This is a genomic window from Saccharothrix isguenensis (genome assembly GCF_052936305.1).
On record NZ_CP193626.1, the window covers coordinates 7005354 to 7027534 of the forward strand.

14 protein-coding genes are annotated in these 22181 nt (G+C 70.8%); 3 read left to right on the forward strand and 11 right to left on the reverse strand.

Going from position 1 to position 22181, the window contains the following annotated elements:
- Positions 1–16: 16 nt before the first annotated feature.
- Positions 17–2620, reverse strand: a complete 2604-nt coding sequence (locus ACRAKI_RS31435) for a glycoside hydrolase family 3 N-terminal domain-containing protein (protein ID WP_447004111.1) — start codon at positions 2618–2620, stop codon at positions 17–19.
- 1011 nt (positions 2621–3631) lie between these two features.
- Here ACRAKI_RS31435 and ACRAKI_RS31440 point away from each other — a divergent pair.
- Positions 3632–4303, forward strand: coding sequence for a lytic polysaccharide monooxygenase auxiliary activity family 9 protein (locus ACRAKI_RS31440; RefSeq protein WP_447004112.1), 672 nt, complete (start codon positions 3632–3634; stop codon positions 4301–4303).
- A gap of 45 nt (positions 4304–4348) precedes the next feature.
- On the opposite strand, the gene manA is transcribed toward ACRAKI_RS31440, so the two are convergent.
- From manA to ACRAKI_RS31465, 5 genes are all read right to left on the reverse strand, one after another.
- Entirely contained in the window at positions 4349–5452 is a 1104-nt protein-coding gene (manA, locus tag ACRAKI_RS31445) for a mannose-6-phosphate isomerase, class I (protein WP_447004113.1), read from the reverse strand.
- A 9-nt stretch (positions 5453–5461) separates the two neighbouring features.
- Positions 5462–6418 carry an ROK family protein gene (locus ACRAKI_RS31450; RefSeq protein ID WP_447004114.1) on the reverse strand — a complete coding sequence of 319 codons (957 nt, stop codon included), beginning with the start codon at positions 6416–6418 and terminating at the stop codon, positions 5462–5464.
- Between the two features lie 206 nt (positions 6419–6624).
- Positions 6625–7620 carry an L-glyceraldehyde 3-phosphate reductase gene (gene mgrA, locus ACRAKI_RS31455; protein ID WP_447004115.1) on the reverse strand — a complete coding sequence of 332 codons (996 nt, stop codon included), beginning with the start codon at positions 7618–7620 and terminating at the stop codon, positions 6625–6627.
- Positions 7617–8453, reverse strand: coding sequence for a LacI family DNA-binding transcriptional regulator (locus ACRAKI_RS31460; protein ID WP_447004116.1), 837 nt, complete (start codon positions 8451–8453; stop codon positions 7617–7619). The genes mgrA and ACRAKI_RS31460 overlap by 4 nt, the downstream gene beginning before the upstream one ends.
- Complete coding sequence (locus ACRAKI_RS31465; protein WP_447004117.1) at positions 8450–10894, reverse strand: glycoside hydrolase family 2 protein; 2445 nt, start codon at positions 10892–10894, stop codon at positions 8450–8452. Before ACRAKI_RS31465 ends, ACRAKI_RS31460 begins: the two co-directional genes overlap by 4 nt.
- Before the next feature lie 121 nt (positions 10895–11015).
- Here ACRAKI_RS31465 and ACRAKI_RS31470 point away from each other — a divergent pair, with 121 nt between their 5' ends.
- Positions 11016–13136: an alpha-galactosidase gene (locus tag ACRAKI_RS31470; RefSeq protein WP_447004118.1), complete on the forward strand. Its 2121-nt coding sequence runs from the start codon at positions 11016–11018 to the stop codon at positions 13134–13136.
- 123 nt (positions 13137–13259) lie between these two features.
- Here ACRAKI_RS31470 and ACRAKI_RS31475 read toward each other — a convergent pair whose 3' ends face one another.
- The 5 genes from ACRAKI_RS31475 to ACRAKI_RS31495 are packed head-to-tail and all read right to left on the reverse strand — an operon-like array spanning position 13260 to position 20735.
- Positions 13260–15329, reverse strand: a complete 2070-nt coding sequence (locus ACRAKI_RS31475) for a glycoside hydrolase family 36 protein (RefSeq protein ID WP_447004119.1) — start codon at positions 15327–15329, stop codon at positions 13260–13262.
- Positions 15326–16189, reverse strand: coding sequence for an ABC transporter ATP-binding protein (locus ACRAKI_RS31480; protein WP_447004120.1), 864 nt, complete (start codon positions 16187–16189; stop codon positions 15326–15328). The genes ACRAKI_RS31475 and ACRAKI_RS31480 overlap by 4 nt, the downstream gene beginning before the upstream one ends.
- The gene (locus tag ACRAKI_RS31485) at positions 16186–18012 is read right to left on the reverse strand and encodes a dipeptide/oligopeptide/nickel ABC transporter permease/ATP-binding protein (protein WP_447004121.1); all 1827 of its coding nucleotides are present in this window, start codon (positions 18010–18012) and stop codon (positions 16186–16188) included. The genes ACRAKI_RS31480 and ACRAKI_RS31485 overlap by 4 nt, the downstream gene beginning before the upstream one ends.
- A 17-nt stretch (positions 18013–18029) precedes the next feature.
- Positions 18030–19019 (reverse strand): ABC transporter permease, encoded by a 990-nt coding sequence (locus ACRAKI_RS31490; RefSeq protein ID WP_447004122.1) that lies wholly within the window; start codon positions 19017–19019, stop codon positions 18030–18032.
- Between the two features lie 27 nt (positions 19020–19046).
- The gene (locus tag ACRAKI_RS31495; protein ID WP_447004123.1) at positions 19047–20735 is read right to left on the reverse strand and encodes an ABC transporter substrate-binding protein; all 1689 of its coding nucleotides are present in this window, start codon (positions 20733–20735) and stop codon (positions 19047–19049) included.
- 153 nt (positions 20736–20888) lie between these two features.
- Here ACRAKI_RS31495 and ACRAKI_RS31500 point away from each other — a divergent pair, with 153 nt between their 5' ends.
- Positions 20889–22160: an ROK family transcriptional regulator gene (locus ACRAKI_RS31500; protein ID WP_447004124.1), complete on the forward strand. Its 1272-nt coding sequence runs from the start codon at positions 20889–20891 to the stop codon at positions 22158–22160.
- Positions 22161–22181: the final 21 nt, after the last annotated feature.

The following is a 22181-nucleotide window of genomic DNA, read 5'->3' on the forward strand; positions in this document are numbered from 1 at the left end:
TCCGCTTCCGATCAGGTCAGCTCAGCTCGGCGCACGTCCTGGCGTCCGGGTCGGCCGCCGCCTTCGGCACCCACCGCACGTTCGCGAAGGAGGCCTGGAAGGGGGCGTCCGTGTACACCAGGAACGGCGTGTTGACGTTCTCCAGGTCCAACCCGCCCTGCGCGAAGCACGAGATCGGGATCTTCACCGTCGACTTCACGCCCAGCGGCACCCCGCTGAACACCCCGGTCGCGTTGACCTCGGCGAAGCACGGGTACTGGCAGTGCGCGCTCACCACGGTCCGCGCGGTCGGGGCCTGGTGCACGATCACGTCGAACACCAGCGCCGCGTCGGCGTTGAGGTAGCCCCGCAGGTCGGTGCCACCCGCCGGGTCTTGCGCGTAGACCTGGCCCGGACCGGTGCCGGTCCACGTCGTCTTCATCGCGTCGCCCTGCACGTTCACGTCCGCCGGCACGACGGTGATCTCGCTGTGCGCGGCCTCGCCGTCGGGGCCGAGCTCGGTGCCGCCCCAGTTCTCCGGTGAGCCGATGGCGCTGCGGTACGGCGCGACGTCCGTCCGCACGTGGATCTCCAGGTCCTCGGTCGCCGTGCCTCCGCCGCCGTTGCCGGCGCAGCCGAACTCGGGGGACGTCTCGTCCAGCCGACCGACGTCGCCTGTCTGGTCGAGGGTCAAGCCGTAGCCCGCCTTGAACAGCGGGTCGCCGTCCGCGTCCAGCGGGGACTGGCAGGCGCTGCGCGGCCACGAGAACGACAGCTCGCCGGTGAAGCCGGTCTTGGTGTGCTTGCCCCGGACCAGCAGGTCCGCCACACCGCCGCCCTCGGTGCCGGGCAGCCACGCCGCCACGAACGCGTCCGAGCGGTTCAGCTCCTTGTTGACGTGCAGCGGACGGCCCGTCACGTACACCGTGACGACCGGCGCGCCCTTGCCGCTGACCTTGTCCAGCACGGCGAAGTCGTTCGGGTACAGCTTCGCGGCCTCCAGCGAGCGCTTGCCGAGGTCGCCGACGCCCTCCGCGTACGGGGTCTCGCCGATCACCGCGACCACCGCGTCGAACCCGGCCGGGTCGACGTCACCGGTCTCGCTGAACACCACGTTCTCCGCGCCGAGCGCTTCCCGCAGGCCACCGAGGATGGTGGTGCCGTTCGGGAAGTCGGCGTTCGTGTTGCCGGTGCCCTGCCAGCTGAGCGTCCAACCGCCGGTCTGGTTCTGCAGGCTGTCCGCGCTCTTGCCGACGACCAGGACCTTCGACGTCGGCGCGAGCGGCAGCACCCGGTCGTTGTTCTTCAGCAGCACCTGGGACTTGCGCACCGCCTCACGGGCGAGCTTGCGCGCCTCCAGGGCTACGGCCGAACCGGCGTCCTCGCGCGCCGACGGCTTCACGCCGTCCAGCACACCCGAGCGGAGCTTGACGCGCAGGATGCGGGTCACCGCGTCGTCGATGCGCGCCATCGGGATCCGACCGTCCTCGACCTGCGCGACCGTGTTGGCGATGAACGCCTTCCACTCGTTCGGCACCATCACGACGTCCATGCCGGCGTTGATCGCCTGCGGGCAGCTCGCGTTGGTGCAGCCCGCGACCTGGCCGATGCCGTTCCAGTCGGACACCACCAGGCCGTCGAAGCCCATCTTGCCCTTGAGGATGTCGTTCACCGCGAGCTTGCTGCCGTGCAGCTTGCCCTCGTCGATGCCCTGCTCCTCGTTGGTCCAACTGTTGAACGACACCATCACGGTCTGCGCGCCGGCCGCCAGCGCCCCGTAGTAGCCCTGGCCGTGCACGTTGATCATCTCGGCTTCGGTGGCCGGGTTGACGCCCTGGTCCTTGCCGCCGAGCGTGCCGCCGTCACCGATGAAGTGCTTGGCGGTGGCGAGCACGCCCACCCGGTTGCGCCCCTTGCCCTGGAGGCCCACGACGGCCTCGTAGCCGTAGGCGCGGGTGATCCGCGGGTCCTCGGCGAAGCCCTCGTAGGTGCGGCCCCACCGGTCGTCCAGCGGCACCGCCAGCGTCGGCGCGAACGCCCAGTCCTGGCCGGTGGCGCGGATCTGCCGGGCGGTCGCCTTGCCGATGTCCCGGATCAGGCACGGGTCCTGCGCCGCGCCGAGCCCGATGTTGTGCGGGAAGATCGTCGCGCCGTAGACGTTGTTGTTGCCGTGCACGGCGTCGATGCCCCAGAGCACCGGAACCTGCGTCCGACTGGCCTTGGACGCGTCCCAATAGGCGTCGGCCAGGGCCAGCCACGCCTCGGGCGCCGCGTGCTTGTCCCGGTTCGGCCACGAGCCGCCGCCGTTGAGCACCGAGCCGATGCCGTGCTCGCGCACCTCGTCCGGGGTGATCGCGCCGATCTCCGGCTGGGTCATCTGGCCGACCTTCTCGGCCAACGTCATGCCCGCGAGGATGCCCGCGATCCGCCGCTCGCCGTCCGGTGTGGACTTGACCCGGCTCTCGACCTTCGGCCAGTCGGCCAGTTCCGGGAGCTCGTCCTCGATCCGGGCGCAGCCGTGGTCGGTGTTCGGCGCACCGATGACGGGCTGGGCCGACTCCTGGGAGGCGGCGACGCCTCCGGTGATGAGACCGGCGGCGAGCACCGCGGCCAGCGCGGCGCTCAAGGTTCTGCGGGACATCGGCGGTTCCGTTCGTCTTCGGGGGCGACGGCTCTGTCGCGCCCGATCCTCGTTACCTCACCCACCCGGGTCAAGGGTTCCGTGGGAGCGCTTCCTCGCAGGTAGGAGTTACGGTCCCGGCGCGAGTTACGGTATTCCCGCACCGACTGCCACGACCCGGCACGTCGGCGTCCGCGATGAGGAGGCAACACTCTCCCCACCAGCGGACACAAGTGGGACATGACGACCGAAGACCCCGACGACCGCACCCTGTGGTCACCGGCCGCGGCAGGGAGCGGCGGATGGCGCGACTGCCGGTCGCCGTGGCGGAACTGCCGCGCAACGAGCGTGAAGCGCTCGCGTTGTGCGTGTGGTCCGGTGTGTCCTGTGCGGACGCCGAGCGCCCGGTGCTCGCGGACCGTCGCGGGAGCGGGTGGCCGAGATCGAGGACGGGTGCGCGCAGATCGCCTGGCATCCGCGAGAAAGCCGTGCTGCACCAGCACTTCACCGACGCCGTGGGCACGTCCGCCCTGCTCTGCACCGAGCACGCCGCGCTGGACTGCACGATGGACGGCCCGCCATGCCGTACAACGCCGGGTTCACCGGCGACCTGGAGGTCGAGTGGCTGCCCGGGGAGTTCTCCGTTGGACGTCCTCAGCGCGGCGGCCGGGGGTGACGGCGGCAAGGCGGAGTACGCGGGTGTGCCGGGGTACGAGCCAGGCGCCCGGGCGCGTGACGGCGAAGGTGGCCAAGGTGACCTTCGCCGTGGGCGGGCAGACCGCGGAGGCGACGATCGCCAACGGCATGCTCGTCGCATCCCGCCGTACCCCTCGGACCACCGGATCCCCGAGAACCGGACTATGACGCCTTGCACGCTTGCGGAGTAACCGGTTGAGCCATGCGGCGGTACGAGGGGAACGAAGGAGCTTCCTGGGGTTATGGGGTTCACAGACTGTGCCCGGTTCGCTACCTTTGGGATCTGGGAGCGCTCCCAGTCCGCAGTCGGCAAATCCTCAATGTGGAGGACAACACATGACCTTCAGACGCGGTGCCCGAACGGTGATCGGCGCCTTCACCTCGGTCCTGGCGGTCCTCGCCGCCAGCGTCGTGACCCTGGTCGGTGCGACCGGTGTCGCAAGCGCGCACGGTTCGGTCACCGACCCCCCGTCGCGCAACTACGGCTGTTGGCAGCGCTGGGGCAGCGACCACCTGAACCCGAACATGGGTCAGACGGACCCGATGTGCGCCCAGGCCTGGAAGGCCGACCCGAACGCCATGTGGAACTGGAACGGCCTGTACCGCAACGGCGTCGGTGGCAACCACCAGGGCGCCCTGCCGAACGGCCAGCTGTGCAGTGGCGGTCTGGCCGAGGGTGGCCGGTACCGGGCGCTGGACACGGTAGGCGCGTGGAACACCACCACCAAGCCCCGCCAGTTCACGCTCACCATCACGGACCAGGCGCGGCACGGTGCGGACTACCTCCGCATCTACATCACCCGCCAGGGCGTCAACACGGCGACCACGCCGCTGCGCTGGAGCGACTTGGAGCTGGTCACGTCGACCGGCCGTTACCCGACCACGGGCAACTACCAGGCGCAGGTCAACGCGGGCAGCCGCACCGGCCGCCACGTGGTGTTCACGATCTGGCAGGCCAGCCACATGGACCAGGCCTACTACCTGTGCAGTGACGTGAACTTCCAGTAAGACCGCGCGCACGGGTGCGGCGAAGGCCTTCGCCGCACCCGTGCGTCACCCTTCGAGGTTCGTGGTGGCCCAGAAGGCCTCACCGCTGCCGGTGACTTCGGCGGCGTTGTCGCTGTGCGACAGGAACATCGACTCACCGCCGCCCAACGTGATTCCTTCACCGTCCCGGGTGACCACCACGGATCCCTTGGTGCACAAGAGGAGTTGCGGACCACCGCCGGGAAGCACGGCGCCGGGGCGCGCGGAGTGCAAGCGGAACTCCGGGTCCGGCGTCCGGTAGGTCCTCAGCGGACCGCCACCCTCGCCGTCGAGGACGTCGGCGGGACCGGACCGGTGGTCGACCAGCGACAGCACGGCGTGCACGTCCACCGGTTTGGTGGTCAGGCCCGCGCGGAGCACGTTGTCGGAGTTGACCATCAGCTCGACGCCCGTGCCGCGCAGGTGGGCGTGCAGGATCCCCGCGCCGACGTACACCGCCTGGCCCGGCCGCAGCTTCACCGCGTTGAGCAGCAACGCCGCCACCACGCCCGCGTCCGTCGGGTAGACCTTGGCCAGTTCCGCGATGTGCGCGAGGGCCGGCACGCGGACCGCCGCGTCCGCCACCTCGGCGACCAACTCGGCGTCGGCGGTGTGCAGCGCCCAGCGCAGTGCGCCCCACGTGTCGCAGACCGCGAGCTCCGCCCGCATCGGCGCCAACGACGGCAGGCCCAGCTCGTCCAGCAACGCCACCGTGTCGGCGGGACGGCGGAAGCCCGACATGGTCTCGAACTCCGTCAGCGCGACCAGGATCTCCGGCTTGGCGCGGTCGTCCCGGTAGCCCTGCTCGGCGAACCCGACCACGGCCTGGTCCCGGTTCGGGTGCACCTGCAAGGACAGCGGCGCGTCCACGGCCAGCACCTTGAGCAGGAACGGCAGCCTGGGACCGAAGGCGGCGAGGCTGTCCGGTCCGAGCAGCCCGGCCGGGTTGGCGGCGAGGTAGGCGTCCAGCGGCACGGCGCAGTCGACCAGCCGCGACGGGTCGTCGGGGTGCGCGCCGACCCACAGCTCGGCCTGCGGCACCGGGCTCGGCGACGGCTCGCCGCGCATCTCGGCGAGGGCTGTCCGCGAACCCCAGTGGTACTCGCGGACGACGGTCTCCAGCTTGCGCACGGCGATTCCTCAGATTCCCACGGGCACGGACGGGACCCGTTCGGCCGCGAGCAGTGCCGCGGCGCCGATCAGGCCCGAGTCGACGCCCAACGTCGCCGGGCGCACGTCGACCCGGCGGATGAACTCCAGCCCGCCGTAGTCCGCGAGCGGTTCGGTGATGGCCGGTTCGAGCAGGTCCCAGGCCTGCGCCACGCCGCCGCCGATGACCACGCGGTCGATCTCGCACAGCGCGGAGGCGACGGTGATCACCTGCGCCACCGCCGCGCCGGAACGGTGGAACGCGGCCTGCGCGGTCGGATCGCCCGCCCGTGCGGCGGCGGCGAGCGCGACGCCGTCCGCCGTGCCGCCGAGTGGCTGCCAACCCTGTTCCAGCGCCCAGCGCACCATCGACGGGCCGCTGGCGATGGCCTCGGAGCAGCCGTTCGCGCCGCAGCCGCAGAGCGGGCCGGCGGGGTCGACGACGAAGTGGCCGACGTGGCCCGCGTTGCCGGTCGTGCCGAAGTGCGGCCGGCCGCCGAACACGAACCCGCCGCCGATGCCGGTGGAGACGACCATGCCGAGCAGGCACTCGCTGCCCTGGCCGTTGCCGTGGTGGTACTCGGCGAGGGCCATGCAGAGCGCGTCGCCGCCGAGTCGGACCGGGAGGCCGGGCAGCAGGTCGCCGACACGGGCGGTGATCGGGAAGTCCCGCCAGCCGGGGATGTTCACCGGGCTGATGGTGCCGTCGCGCAGGTCCATCGGGGCGGCCGAGGCGATGCCCGCACCCACCACGGCGCGGTCCTTCACCAGGTCCAGCAGCTCGTCCAGCACGCCTGCGAGTCCTCGCCAGACGGTCTCACCGTCACCCGCCGGTGTGGGCGTGGTGCGGCGGGCCAGGACGGAGCCGCCCGAGTCGACCAACGCCGCCGCGAGCTTCGTGCCGCCGATGTCGATGGCGACCGCGACCGGGTCGAGTGCTTGCCCCATAGGACTTAGTTAAGCGGTTAATCAAAGTTACGTCAAGCCCTGTTGACGGCGTCGGGGATTCCAGCCGCCTCACCCAGCCGACGCACGACGAACCCGAACCCGGCCACGAGGCTCGTCGTGACACGGGTTCGGGTTCCACGGGCTCGCCGAAGCAGGACAGGCATGGTGGAGGCCCTTGCCGCCATGCCTCGGGGTCGATCCGACCGTCAGAGGTGCTTCTCGATCCCGGCCAGCTCGTCGGCCTCGAACGACAGGTTCGCCGTGGCCGCCACGTTGTCCTCCAGCTGCTTCACGCTCGAAGCGCCGATCAACGCCGACGTCACGTTCCGCAGCACCCACGCGATCGCGAGCTGCGCCAACGTCTGCCCGCGCCCCTTCGCGATGTCGTTCAACGCCCGCACCTTGGCCAGCGTCGACTCGTCCAGGTTGGACGAGGACAGGAACGGTGAGGCGCTCGCCGCCCTCGACCCCTCCGGCACGCCGTTCAAGTAGCGGTCGGTCAGCACGCCCTGGGCCAGCGGCGAGAACGCGATGCTGCCCGCGCCCACCGAGTCCAACGCGTCCAGCAGACCGTCCTCGACCCACCGGTTGAACATCGAGTACGACGGCTGGTGGATCACCAGCGGCGTGCCGAGCGAGGACAGCACCCGCGCCGCTTCCAGCGTCTGCTCGGCGGAGTAGTTCGAGATGCCGACGTACAGCGCCTTGCCCGACCGCACCACGTGGTCGAGCGCGCCCATCGTCTCCTCGATCGGGGTCTCCGGGTCCGGCCGGTGGTGGTAGAAGATGTCGACGTAGTCCAAGCCGAGCCGGGCCAGCGACTGGTCCAGCGAGCTGACCAGGTACTTCCGCGAACCCCACTCGCCGTACGGGCCGTCCCACATGTGGTACCCGGCCTTGGTGGACACCAGGATCTGGTCCCGGTACGGCCGGAAGTCGTCGGCGAACACCCGGCCGAAGTTCTCCTCGGCGCTGCCGGGCGGCGGACCGTAGTTGTTCGCCAGGTCGAAGTGGGTCACCCCGAGGTCGAACGCCCGGCGCAGGATGGCGCGCTGGCCGTCCAGGTGCCGGTCGTGGCCGAAGTTGTGCCACAGGCCCAGGGACACGGCGGGCAGCTTGAGCCCGCTGCGGCCGGACCGGCGGTACGGCATGCCCCCGTCCGACGACTCGGCGTACCGCGACGGAGCAGCTTCATACGTCATGACGGTCCTTCACCGGTGCTTTCCCTCGGGAGCAGCTGGGCCTTCGGCGACCAGCGCTCGGCGACCTCGTCACCGGCGATGAGTTCCAGCACGGACTCGGCCACCGTGACGCCGAACTGGTGCACGTCCACGCTCATGGTGGTCAGCGCGGGCGACGTGAGGCGGCACAGCGACGAGTCGTCCCACGCCACCAGGCTGAGCCGGTCGGGCACGGCGACGCCGAGTCGCTTCGCGACGGTCAGCCCCGCGACGGCCATCACGTCGTTGTCGTACAGGATCGCGGTGGGCGGCTCGGGCGCGTTGAGCAGCGTGGTGGTGAGCTTCGCGCCCGACACCTCGGAGTAGTCGCCCTCCAGCACGACGGGCTCGATGCCCGCCGCCGCGCAGCCCTCCAGCAGCGCGGCGGTGCGCGCCCTGGTGTGCAGCAACGTCTCCGGCCCGCTGACCCGTGCGATCCGGCGGTGCCCGAGGTCGAGCAGGTACGCGAGGGCTTCACGCATCGGGCCGGCGTCGTCGGAGCGGACCGCGGGCACGGCGACCTCGTCCGGCTCGCCGACGTACAGCGCGGGCAGGCCGATCTCCCGCAGCGTCGCCGGGCGGTGGTCGTCCACGGTGCGGTTCACCACCACGACCGCGTCGACCACACCGCCCGCCGCCCACCTGCGGTAGGCGGCGATCTCGGCGTCCTCGGTGCCCACGATGTGCAGCAGCACGGAGCGGTCGCCCTCGGCGAGCCGCTCCTCGATGCCCGCGATGAACTCCATGAAGAACGGCTCCGCGCCCAGCAGCCGCGCGGGGCGGGCCAGGACCAGGCCGACGGAGCCGGTGGTCACGTCCGCACCGCGCTCAGGCTGTTGGCCGTTCGCAGCACCAGCGGGCCGGTGAGCGCGGACGGGTCGGCCAGCGTGGTCGCGGTCCGGACCAGGAACGAGTGCGTCCGGCCGGCGGCGAGGGTGACCAGGGCGTCGTCGGTCACGGCGTCCTCGGCGACCCGGTCCGCCAGCACGGCGACGTCACGGGCGAAGGACGTCGCGGTGACGTCCACGCGGTAGCCCTCGGCCACCCGGCGCACCTCGGCGGTGAGCGGTGCGGGGTCGTAGGACAGCTCCAGGTCCTCCTGGAACAGGTGCGCGGTGCGCGCGTCGTCCGTGTCCACCAGCAGCACCTCCCCCTTCGGGTCGGCCGGCGTGACCAGGTCCGCCGCCAACTCCAGCTGCGCGACCGACCTCGCCGGCACGTCGAGCGGGAGTTTAACCGCCGCGAGCACATCACCGTTGAACGTCTGCCGCTCCAGCGTGACTTCGCTGGTCCAGACCTCGTCCGTGTCGTTGACCGCGATCAGCGCGTCCACGCCGTCCCGCGGCTGGACGGTGAGCAGGCGCGGCGCGAAGGCGTGCTTGAGCGAGTAGTACAGCGGCTTGGGCCGCTCGTCGCCGTCGATCGCGGCCCACGAGGTGACCGGCCAGCAGTCGTTGAGCTGCCACACGAGCGCGCCGGCCGTGCGGGGCCAGTGCGAGCGGAAGTGCTCGACGCCGAACGCGACCGCGCGGGCCTGGTTCAGCTGGGTCGCCCAGTGCCAGTCCTCGAACGCCGCCGGCGCGTGCAGGTGCGGCGCGAGGCCGCGGTCCAGCTTGCCGTTGCCGTCGTCGGCCTTCTGGTGCAGCAGGAACGCGGGCGACGTCGGGGTCATCGGCTCGTCGTGCACCCACTTGGTCAGGGTGGCCCAGGTCGGCGGGCCCTGGAAGCCGAACTCCGAGCAGAACCGCGGCAGGTGGTCGCGGTAGTGGGTGTAGTCGACCTGGTTCCAGACCTCCCACTCGTGCCGGGTGCCGTGGGTGTCGGCGTTCGGGTGGAGGTCGCCCTGGCTGTACGGGCTGCCCGGCGAGTAGTGCCTGGTCGGGTCCAGTTCCGCGACGATCCGGGGCAGCAGCCCGGTGTAGTAGCCGAGGCCCCAGGTCCGGCCTTCGAGCCGTTCCTTCCAACCCCAGTCCTCGAAGCCCCACAGGTTCTCGTTGTTGCCGTTCCACAGCGCGAGGGAGGCGTGCGAGGTCAGCCGGGCGACGTTCTCGCGGGCCTCCGCCTCGACCTCCTCCCACAGCGGCGACTCCTCGGCGTACGCGGCGCAGGCGAACAGGAAGTCCTGCCACACCAGCACGCCGCGCTCGTCGCAGACGTCGTAGAAGTCCTCGGTCTCGTAGATCCCGCCGCCCCAGATGCGGAGCATGTTCATGTTGGCGTCGACGGCCTGCTCGACCCGGCGGACCAGGCGGTCGCGCGTGACGCGGGTGAGGAAGTGGTCGTCCGGGATCCAGTTGGCGCCCTTGGCGAACACGGGCTTGCCGTTCACGACGAACGTGAACGGGGTACCGATCTCGTCGGGGGTGGTGTCGACGGTGATGGTGCGGAAGCCGACGCGGCGCTCGGTCCGGTCCACGTCGTCGCCGTCGGACCTGAGGACGACGTGCAGGTCGTAGAGGGGGTGGTCGCCGTAGCCGACGGGCCACCAGAGGTCGACGTCCGGCACCTCGACCGCCACCACGGCGGTGTCGCCCTCGACGCGGGAGCTCCGCTCCACGCCGCCCACGGTCGCGACCACGGTCAGGTCGGAGTCCCGCGCGCGGTCGACCTCGACGTGCACCTCGACGCGGCCGGCGCCGTTCTCGTCCACCGTGACCAGCGGGCGGACCTGGTGCAGGCGCGCCTCGGTCCAGCGCTCCAGCCGAACCGGCTTCCAGATGCCGGCGGTCTGGAGGTCGGGGCCCCAGTCCCAGCCGAACGAGCAGGCCATCTTGCGCAGGGCGTTCATGGGGTGCGGGTAGGCGCGGTCGCGCCGGCCCAGCTCCTCCTCCTGCTCCTCGGCGTACGCGAGGGCGGAGCGGAACGTGACGACCAGGTCGTTCGCGCCGTCCTTCAGGTGCTCGCGCACGTCGAAGCGGTAGGAGCGGAACATGTTGGCGGTGCTGCCGAGCACCGTGCCGTTCAGCTCGACCGTGGCGACGGTGTCGAGGCCGTCGAACGCCAGCTCGACCTTCTCGCCCGCCTTGGCGGCCTCGGCTTCGAACGTCAGCGCGTAGCGCCAGTCGGCGCGGTGCATCCAGGCCAGCTCGGCCTCGTTGGTGTCGAGGTAGGGCTCGGGGATCAGGTTCGCCGCGAGGAGGTCGAGGTGCGTGCTGCCGGGCACGACGGCGGGCACCTCGCGGTCCGCGACGGCCGCCGGGATCGGCCCGCCCACCGCGCTCAGACGCCACCCGTCGTGCAAGGTCGTGCGGATCATCGTTCCTCTTTTCCCGGCGGCGGCGGTGGGTTTCTGCCGTGTGACATTCAAGGTATGGCGATTCTTACGCCAGCAACTAAAGTAAGTCAACGAGGTTCACCGCCAGAGAGGAAGACCACAAGTGGCCGACGTGACGCACCTGCGGGCAGCGGGTGTGAGCCTGGTGCTCGACTTCTCCGGGGGAACGCTTCCCCGCGTCCGCTACTGGGGCGCCGACCTGGGCGAGCTGGATCCGCCCGCACTGGCGGCGGTGGTGCTGGCCCAGCAGCCGCACCCCATCGGTTACTCGGTGGACGGCGCGGTCGACGTGGCCGTGCTGCCCGAGCAGTCCGCCGGGTGGCTCGGCACGCCGGGGATCATCGGCAACCGGGGCGGGCGGGACTTCTCGACCGCGTTCCGGGTCGTGTCGGTCGAGGGGTCGGTGGTCCGCGCGGTCGACGAGGTCGCCGGGCTCGAACTGGAACTGGACATCGAGCTGACGCCGTCCGGGCTGGTCCGGCAGCGGGCCGTGCTGTCCAACACCGGGTCGTCGGAGTTCGCCGTGGACGCGGTGAACCTGACCCTGCCGGTGCCGGGGCAGGCCGTGGAGATCCTGGACTTCACCGGGCGGTGGACGCGGGAGCGCAGTCCGCAGCGCACGCGGTGGACCCAGGGCCTGCGCGTGCGGGAGAACCGGACGGGACGGACCGGCTACGACTCCGCCTACCTGTTCGCGGCGGGCACGGCCGGGTTCGACAACCGGTCGGGCGAGGTCTGGGCGGTGCACACGGCCTGGTCGGGCAACCACCGGACGTTCGCCGAGAAGACGTACCACTCGGTGTCCCTGCTGGGGTCCGGCGAACTGCTGCTGTCCGGTGAGGTGGTGCTGGCCCCCGGCGAGTCGTACACGTCGCCGTGGCAGTACGCGTCGTACGGGCACGGGCTGGACGAGGTGTCCGGGCGGTTCCACCAGTACCTGAGGTCGCGGCCGGCGCACCCGTCGTCGCCGCGCCCGGTCGTGGTGAACACGTGGGAGGCCGTGTACTTCGACCACGACCTCGACCGGTTGAAGGCCCTGGCGGACGCCGCCGCGTCGGTCGGCGCCGAGCGGTTCGTGCTGGACGACGGCTGGTTCGGCTCGCGGCGGGACGACCAGCGCGGCCTCGGCGACTGGTACGTGTCGGACGAGGTGTGGCCCGACGGGTTGAAGCCGTTGACGGACCACGTGACCGGGCTGGGGATGCAGTTCGGCATCTGGGTCGAGCCGGAGATGGTCAACCCCGACTCGGACCTGGCCCGCGCGCACCCGGACTGGATCATGGCGGCGGGCGACCGGCTGCCCGGCGCGGCGCGGTACCAGCAGGTGCTGGACCTGGCGCGGCCGGAGGCGTTCGAGCACATCCTGGAGCGGCTGGACGACCTGCTGTCCGCGTACCCGGTGTCGTACCTGAAGTGGGACCACAACCGGGACCTGGTGGACGCCGGGCACCGGCCGACGGGGCGTGCCGGGGTGCACGGCCAGACGTTGGCGATCTACCGGCTGCTGGACGAGCTGCGGCGGCGTCACCCCGGGGTGGAGATCGAGTCGTGCTCGTCCGGTGGCGGGCGGGTGGACCTGGCGATCCTGGAGCGCACCGACCGGGTGTGGGTGTCGGACTGCATCGACGCGCTGGAGCGGCAGTCGATGCAGCGGTGGACGAACGCGCTGATCCCGCTGGAGCTGATGGGGACGCACGTGGGCGCGGGGACGTCGCACACGACGCACCGGCAGCACCCGATCGACTTCCGGGCCGGCACGGCGCTGTTCGGGCACTTCGGCATCGAGTGGGACCTGACCAAGGCGTCCGCCGCGGACCTGGAGCGGCTGGCGTCGTGGGTGGCTCTGTACAAGGAGCTGCGGCCCCTGCTGCACACCGGCGTGTCCGTGCACGGCGACCACCCGGACCCGGCGATCGACGTGCACGGCGTGGTGGCGCAGGACGGATCGGACGCGGTGTTCGCGATCGTCGCCCTGGCCACGTCGGCGCTGTACCCGCCCGGCGCCGTGCGCCTGCCAGGCCTGTCCCCGGACCGCGCGTACCACGTCCGCCCCCTGCCGCCCGGTGACGTGCCGGACGGCAACGCGCACAACTGGGGCGTCCACCTGCCGTGGTGGCAGCCGGAAGGCGTGACCCTCCCCGGCCGCGTCCTCACCACCGCCGGCGTCCAGGCCCCCGTCCTCTACCCGGAACGCCTGGTGCTGCTCCGCGCGACGGCGGTCTAGCACCCGGAACTGTCAGACCCTCCGGGCAGGATAAAAGCAGGGGTCCCCTCGTCGGACCCCTGCTTTGCCGTTCGGCATGTGTTCGCTCGCCGTCCGGCACCGGTTCGCCGTCCCGGCCGGCTGCTAGGTCTCCAGCCGCACGACGACCGCTGCCGGCGCGTCGCCGTCGTGGTGGACGCGCAGTGCCCCCTGCTGCGCGTCCCACCGGCAGCCCCACGCCGGTGACGTCACCGGGAACACCGGCGACACCGCCACGTCGACGCCGCGCAGGTGCGGCACGGGCAAGTCGACGTCCGCGGCGGCACCCGGCAGGCGCCAGACCGTCACGTAGCTGTTCCGGGCGGCACGCAGGCCTTGCGCCACCCACGGTCCCGTGCGATCGGTCAGGCCCAACGGCCAGAACGGCACCGAAGCCGAGATCTCCGGCCGCAGTCCCTTGTGGACGGTGACGGCCTCGCGGACCAGGGCCAGCTGCGCGGAGTCCATCAGGTCGACCCGACCGGCCAGGTAGAGGCGGCCCAGGACGCCCGTCGCCAGCGTGAAAGCGGCCTCGTCCGGCGACATGCCCGGCTGCGCGTAGGCCCAGTTGCCCGCCTGCTCCGGCAGCACGGAAGCGGGTGCGGCGGCGGCGATCGGCGGGTACAGCAACGGGTTCTGCTGGTCCGACGTGGACTGGAGGTGCAGGCGCGACAGCATCGCGTAGTCCATCCGCATCGCACCCGACGCGCAGTTCTCCAGCAGCAGGTCCGGGTGGCGTGCCAGCACCCCGTCCAGCCACGCCAGGTGCGCCCGGTTGTGGCCCAGCAGACCCTCACCGGGGGCGACGCCACCGACATCGGTCCCCGCACCCGGCATGATGTTGTAGTCGAGCTTGATGTACCCGACGCCGAACTCGCCGACCAGCCGGTCCACCACCTCGTCCACGTGCCGGACCGCCGCCGGGTGCCGCAGGTCCAGGTGGAACCGCCCGTGCTCCCCCACCCGCGCACCCTGGCGCTGGAAGAAGGCGTCCTCCGGCAACGACCGCGCGAACTCCGACCGCACGCCGACGACCTCGGGCTCCAACCAGATCCCCGGCACCATCCCCCGCGCCCGGATCCGGTCGGTGACTTCGCCGAAGCCGCCGGGGAACCGGGTGCGGGACGGCCGCCACTCCCCGACGCTGTCCCACCACTTGCCGTCCTCGTCGTACCACCCCGCGTCCACGCAGAAGTAGTCCGCGCCCACCGAGGCCGCCGCGTCGATCAACGGCAGCAGCTTCTCCGTCGTCGGGTCGCCCATCAGGGTGTTCATGTAGTCGTTGAAGATCACCGGCAACGACGGCGCGCGCCGGTTCCGCAGAGTGGCCCGCCGTTGCCGCGTCAACGCGCCGAAAGCGTCGTCCACCCCACCGGCGACGACCGCCACCGACACCGGCACGGTGGTGAACCCGGCGCCGGCCGACACCACGCGCGACCACTGGTGCTCGGCGTCCGTCGGCCCCAGGAGCGCCACGTAGGCACCGCCGACCGTCTCGCCGACCTCCCAGTGCCACGCGCCGTTGTGCTCGATCTGCCACGCGAGGGCCCAGCTGTCGTCCCGCGCCACCAGAACGCCGCAGGGCAGGTGCTCACCGGTCGACCACGAGCTCCGGGACGTCAACGCGAACCGGCTCCGCGACGCGTGGTGGTGCACGGTCGGGTCCATGGCCACCAGACCGGCTTCGCGCAGCGGCGTCCGGTGCCAGCGCGACTCGGCGACCCAGTCCGAGTCGCCGTGCACGAGGTCCACCTCGTCCACCGAACGCCCGGCGTCCACCAGGAACGCCCCGGTGGACAGCGATGTCACCGCCTGGAGGCGCACCGACCCGGAGCCCTCGACGTCCACCTCCGTCCACGTGCGCACCGCGGGCACCCCGGCCACGCCCTGGAACACGGACGACACCACCAGCCCGCTCACCGGGTCGTGCTGCACGACCCGCAGCTCGTCGGCGGACGCCACGTGGGTGCGGTACCGCAGCCGCGCGCCGATCTCGGTGTCCGCGTAGCGGTGGCTCCCGGGGAACCGGCCGTGGCCGAGCGCCTGCACCTCGACCAGCGGCACGCCGATCCCGGGAGGAGGCCCGGAAGGCCGCAACGAGACCAGGCGGACCGGTCGGTCGTCCGCCACCTCCAACAGCAGCCGGATGGCACCGGTGGACCAGCTGACCGTCATGTGGCGATGTCCTCCCAGACCCCGGTGTTGTGGTCGAACGCGGCAGCGGCGCCGGCCCGTTCCACGTCCGCCGGGTCGATGTCCACGTTCCGGCCGCGCGCCTCGGGGTTCGGCGCGGCGGAAGCCAGGATCTTGGTGTACGGGTGCTGCGGGTTGAGGATCACCTCGTCGGCCGGTCCGCGCTCCACCACGCGGCCCTTGTAGAGCACGAGGATGTCGTCGGAGAAGTGCCGCGCCGTGGCCAGGTCGTGCGTGATGTAGAGGACGGCCAGGTTCTCCTCCCGCTGGAGGCGGGCCATCAGGTTCAGCACGCCCAGCCGGATCGACACGTCCAGCATCGACACCGGCTCGTCCGCCACCACGACCTTCGCGCCCGGCGCCAACGCCCGTGCGATCGCCACGCGCTGCCGCTGACCGCCGGACAGCTCGTGCGGCCGGCGTCCGGCGACCTCGCGCCCCGGCAGCGACACGCGATCCAGCAGCCGCACCACGTCGTTCCAGCCGTGCGGCCGACCGTGCAGCTTCAACGGCCGGGCCAGGTGGTGCTCGATGGTGTGGAACGGGTTCAGCGAGGCGAACGGGTCCTGGAACACCATCTGCACGTTGTCCCGGTACTGCCGCTCGGGCACGCGCTGCCCGTCCGGCCCGGTCAACGTGATGGCGCCGCCGCTCGGCTTCTCCAGCCGGGCGATCATCCGGGCGATGGTGGACTTGCCCGAGCCGGACTCGCCGACCAGCGCGACCGTGCGGCCGGGGGTGAGCGTGAACGACACGTTGTCCACCGCACGCAGCCGCACCCGCCGCAGGCCGACCCGGACGTGGAAGTCCTTGACCAGCTCGCGAGCTTCCAACGTGGTCATCGGACGCCTCCGGACGGGGTGGTCTCGCCGGTCCGGTCGACCGGCGTCATCTGCTCGCCGGAGCGGACGAACGAGCCGCGTTCGCCGGTCAGGCTGGGGAACGAGTCGAGCAGCTGGCGGGTGTACGGGTGCGCGGGCCGCTCGAACATCTGCCGCGCCTCCGCGTACTCGACGACCTCGCCCTCCTTCATCACCGCGATGCGGTCGGCGAGTTCGAGCAGCAGCGGCAGGTCGTGCGTGATGAACAGGACGGCGAAGCCGATCTCGTCGCGCAGCCGCAGGATCTCCCGCAGGATGCCGCGCTGCACGACCACGTCCAGCGCGGTGGTCGGCTCGTCCATGATCATGACCTGTGGGTCGAGCAGCAGCGCCATCGCGATCATCACGCGCTGCCGCATGCCGCCGGACAGCTCGTGCGGGAACGAGCTGAGCCGCCGCACGTCCACGCCGACCAGCTTCAGCACTTCCTCGCACTTCGCGCGCCGCTCGGCCTTCGTCATCTCCGGCCGGTGCGTGGTGAGCACGTCCTCCAGCTGCGCCCGGATCGACAGGACCGGGTTCAGCGCGTTCATCGCGCCCTGGAACACCATGGACAGCTTCGACCAGCGGAACGCCCGCAGCTCCTCGGGCGTCAGCGCCAGCACGTCCACGTCGTCGCCGTCGCGGTCGTGGAACGTCACCGAGCCGGTGGTCACCTCGGCCGGCGGCCGGTGCAGCCGGTTGATCGCGTAGGCGAGGGTCGTCTTGCCGCAGCCGGACTCGCCGGCCAGGCCCAGGATCTCGCCCCGCCGCAACGTGATCGACACGTCCTTGACCGCGTGCACCGGGTTCTCCACCTGGTAGACGACGGACAGGTTGTCGACGGTCAGCACCACGTCGTCGTCCGTGCGCCCGGCGGGCTCCGGCGCGGGCACGGCTTCCGCCTTGCTGCGCCGGGGGATGTCCCGCAGCTTCGGGTTGATGATCTCGTCGATGCTGAAGTTGACCAGCGCCAGACCGCAGCCGAACAGGGCGATGATCAGGCCCGGGGGCACGAACCACCACCACGCGTCACGTTGCAGCGCGAAGCCGTTCTGCGCGTAGTAGAGCATCGTGCCGAGCGTGGACGAGTTGGACGCGCCCAGGCCGAGGAACGACAGGCCCGCCTCGCTCAGGATCGCGTAGATCACCGAGAACACGAACTGCGAGGCCAGCAGCGGCAGCAGGTTCGGCAGGATCTCGACGGTGATGACGCGCCAGGGCTTCTCGCCGGAGACCTTGGCGGCGGCGACGTAGTCCCGGTTGCGCAGCGACAGCGTCTGCGCGCGCAGCACCCGTGCCGACGCGGCCCAGCCGGTGATCGCCAGCACCACCGCGATCGTCCACGAGCCGCGCTGGTCGGCGGGCACGAACGCGGAGATGACGATCACCAGCGGTAGGCCGGGGATCACCAGCATCACGTTGGAGAACAGGGAGAAGCCCTCGTCCACGTACCCGCCGATGTAGCTGCCGACGATGCCGAACAGCGCCGACAGGACGGTGGCCATCACGCCGACGAGCAGGCCGATGTAGAGGGAGCCCCGGGTGGCGTACGCGAGCTGGGCCACGATGTCCTGGCCGGTCTGCGTGGTGCCCAGCCAGAACTCGCCGCCCGGCGGGGTCAGGCTGATGTCGCGGATCGTGTTCGGGTCGCCGACCAGGAACGGGCCGATCACGCCGAAGAACGTGATCAGCGCGATCAGGAACAGGCCGACGCCGAGCTTCGGCGACCAGCGCGGCAGCATGGACCGCCAGCCGGACCGCCCGCGCGGAGGCTCGACGGTGACAGCACTGAGATTCGTCACGGTGTCCGTTCTCCTTCTCAGCCGCTGACGCGGGTGCGCGGGTCGATGACGGCGTACAGCAGGTCGACCACGAGGTTCGCGCCGAGCACGGCGACCGTGATCACGAGGAAGATGCCCTGCATGAGGGCGTAGTCGTTGTTCTGCACCGCTTGCAGCAGCTTCGACCCGATGCCCGGGTAGGAGAACACCTGCTCGGTGATGATGGAGCCGGCCACCACGAACCCGAGCGAGATCGCGAAACCGGCCACCGACGGCAGCACCGCGTTGCGGGCCGCGTACTTGATCATGATCCGGGAGTCGCGCAGGCCCTTGGCCTTCGCCGTGAGCACGTAGTCCTCGGCAGTGGTGGACACCATCATGTTGCGCATCCCCAGCAGCCAGCCGCCGACGGACGAGATGACGATGGTCAACGCGGGCAGCGTGCCGTAGTAGATCGCCGAGCCGATGAAGTCGGCGTTCCAGCCGGGCCAGAGGACCACGTCGTAGCCGCCCTGGAGCGGGAACCAGCCCCACGCCGAGGACAGCACCGCGACCAGGATCAGGGCCAGCCAGAAGTACGGCACGGCGGCGAGCACGGTGGTGGCCGGCACCAGGTTGTCCAACCAGGTGCCGCGCCGCCAGCCGACGAACGTGCCCAGGGCGATGCCGAGGACGAACGACAGGAACGTCGCGATCCCGACCAGCATCAGGGTCCAGGGCAGGGCGTCCGCGATGATCTGGGACACCGGCGTGGGGAACGAGCTCACCGATATGCCCAGGTCACCGCGGAACATGTTGCCCAGGTAGGAGGTGTACTGACTGATGAGCGACTCACCGCTGTTCGTGCCGAGCAGCAGTTCGTACGCCCTGCGGGCCGATGGGTCCACGGTTCCGCCGCGTTGCGCGAGCTTCGCCATCAGGATGTCCACCGGGTTGCCCGGCATGAGCCTCGGGATGAAGAAGTTCAGCGTCAGCGCCGCCCAGAGGGCGACCAGGTAGAACGCGAACTTTCGGGCGTAGTACCTCATCGGTCCGCCTATCGGTCACTCAGTCGATCACTGGCCGGCCGGCTTGAGCTTCAGGTAGATCTCGGAGGCCTCCGGGCGCGCCCAGACGGCGGGGAACGCGTAGAGGTCGTCCTTGGTGGGCCAGCCGGTGAACTTCTTCGCGTTGTACTCGCTGGTCGTGCCGCCGGTCAGCACGGGGATGTACGGGATGAACTCCTCGATCTCCGTCTGGATGGTGTCGAAGTGCGGCTGCCGGGCCGCGCTGTCCTCCGGGTTGATGCCCTTCAGCGCGGTGAGCGCGGCGTCGACCTCGGGGTTGGAGAAGCGCGAGAAGTTCGGGTTCGCGGTCTCGCCGACCTTGGCCGTGGTCGCGGTGCTGAAGAAGTAGGACGCGTTGTAGAACGGGTCGGGAGCCGGACCCTGGTGCAGCGAGTCGATCAGCAGCTCGAACTCGCCGCGACCGCGCGCGTCGGACCACTCGTTCCACGAGACCTGCTGCGCGGTGATCTTGATGCCGACCTTCTGCAGCTGCTGCGTCATCGTGTCGACGGCGGTGATGTAGTCCGTCCAGCCGGCGACGACCTTGAGGGTCATGGCCAGCGGCTTGCCGTCCTTCTGGTAGACGCCGTCGCCGCCCTTGGTGTAGCCGGCGCCCTCCAGCAGCTGCGTGGCCTTGGCCTCGTCCGGCTGCATCGGCGCGGTCTTCTCCTTGAGCTTGTCGGAGATCTGCTCCTTGTCCCGCTCCAGCAGCGCCGCGCCGGGGGAGACCTCGCTGGCGGTGTTCTCGAACGCCAGCGCGTTGACCTGGGTGCGGTTGATCGCGTAGTAGATCGCCTTGCGGACGGCCACGTCGGTCTGCGGGCCCTGGCAGCCCAGCTCGGCGTTCGAGCAGGTGAACAAGGCCGTCTGGTTCATCGGGATGGTGATGGCCTTGTAGCCCGGGTAGTTCTTCTCGACGTCCTTGATGTCCGGGACCGGGCCGGTCTGCCAGTCGATCTGGCCGGCCTTCAGCGCGGCCTCACCGGACTGGTTGCCCGACAGCGCGAGGTAGCGGACCTTCTTCAGCGCCGGCGCGCCGGAGTGGTACTCGGGGTTCGCCTTGAGGGTGAACGCCTGGGCCTTGAACTCGTCCAGCATGAACGGTCCGGTGCCGACGGGCTCGTTGACGACGTCGGTCGCCGGGGTCGCGATGTCCTTCCACTTGTGCTCGGGCACGATGAAGATCTTGCCGAGCACCTGCGGGCCCTCCATGAAGGACGGCTCGGTGAACTTGATCGACACGTGCGTGTCGTCGACCGCGGTCGCGACGCCCTTGTAGCCCGTGCTGTTCATCGTCGGGTTCTTGGAGATCATGTCGAGGGTGAAGACGACGTCCTTGGCGGTGAACTTCTGCCCGTCGGTCCACTTCGCGTCGTCCCGCAGCTCGATGTCGAGCTGGGTGCCGTCCGCGTTCCACTCGAAGCTCTTGCCCAGGCGGGGCCGCGGCTCGACGTCGCGGATGTTGTTGAAGAAGAACATCGGCTCGAAGATCGTGCCGGGGCCCTCGATCTGGGTGGGCGAGAACGGGTTGAAGTTCAGCTGCCAGTCACCGGACTGGCCGGTGTACACGATCAGCGTGTCCTTGTTCTCGTCGCCGCCCGCGTTCGATCCACCACACGCGGTAGCGAACATGGCGACCGCGGCCAGTCCGGCCGCCGCCATGCGTGCCCGTGAGAAGCGCCTTGCCTTCAGGAACATCGTCGATTCCTCTCGTGGCCCGAGACCGGCCGCGGTCCCGCGTTGAGGCAGATTGTTAAGTCATCGAAGAAACGAAGTCAACACCTCGGCGTCATCTGCAGGTCAAGTTGCTACTCTTCGTCCGTCGAACGAACTAAGACGGCGGGAGACCAGGTGAGCGGTCCGGCGCGGGCGACGCAACACGCGAGCAGCAAGTCCGCGGTGCTCGACGTGATCCGCGCCGCGGGCACGATCAGCCGGGTCGGGCTGATCAACGCCACCGGCTTCACCGGCGCCACCATCTCGACGGTCGTCCGCAGGCTCATCGACGAGGGCCTGGTCGTGGAGACCGGTCGCGCGGAGTCGACCGGCGGCAAGCGTCGGGTGTTGCTGCAGCTCAACCACTCCTCCCGCTACGCCGTGGGCGTGCACCTCGACCATGCGGGCATCACGTACGTGCTGACCAATCTCGGCGGTTCGGTCGTCGCCCGCATTTCGAGGGCGGGCGCCGGCGCGGCGGAACCCCAGACCGTGGTGGCCCGGATGGCGGCCGAGGTGAAGGGCCTGATCGACGGCGTGGGCGTGGAGCACAACCGGGTGCTCGGCCTCGGTTTGGTGTCCCCCGGGCCGCTCAGGTCGAACACCGGCATGGGCCTGACCCCGCCGACCATGCGCAAGTGGGAGGACTTCCCGCTCGCCCAGGCGCTGGAGCAGGCCACCGGGCTGCCGGTGGTGCTCGACAACGACGCGACGGCGGCGGCGCTGGGCGAGCACTGGTCCGGCGGCATCGGCGGGACGGCCGTCTCGGCGGCGCTGTACATGGGGACGGGCATCGGCGCGGGCCTCGTCATCAACGGCATCACGTACCGGGGTGGCAGCGGGAACGCCGGGGAGATCGGCCACATCTGCGTGGACGCGGACGGGCCGGAGTGCTGGTGCGGCGCGCGTGGGTGCGTCGAGGCGCTGGCCGGCCCGTCGGCGGTCGTGGCGGCGGCTCGCGCGGATGCCTCGCTGGCCGGTGCGGCGGGGTTGAACGGGCGGGCGAAGTCGGTGTCGTCGGACTTCGCGGCGGTGAGCCGGGCGGCGCGGCGAGGTGAGCCGGCGGCGATGGCGATCCTGGAGCGCTCGGCGCGGTACATCGCGGTGGCGGCGCGGACGTTGGCGAACATCATGGACCTGGAGGTCCTGGTGCTGACGGGGCCGAGCTTCGCGATCGCCGGGTCCGTGTACCTGCCCGTGGTCCGCGACGAACTGGACCGCACGTTCTTCTCCCGTGCGGCGCACAGCGTCGACGTGCGACTGTCCCGTTCCGCCGCCACGGCGTCGGCGATCGGCGGCGCGGCACTCGTGCTCCAGTCCGAGCTGGTGCCGCTGCACGAGGGCTTCAGGCTGCCGGAGAACCTCTCCGACTCCGAGCCCGCCGCCCTGCCCGCCTCGCGTGCGTGAGCGGACGGTGCCGGGACCCCG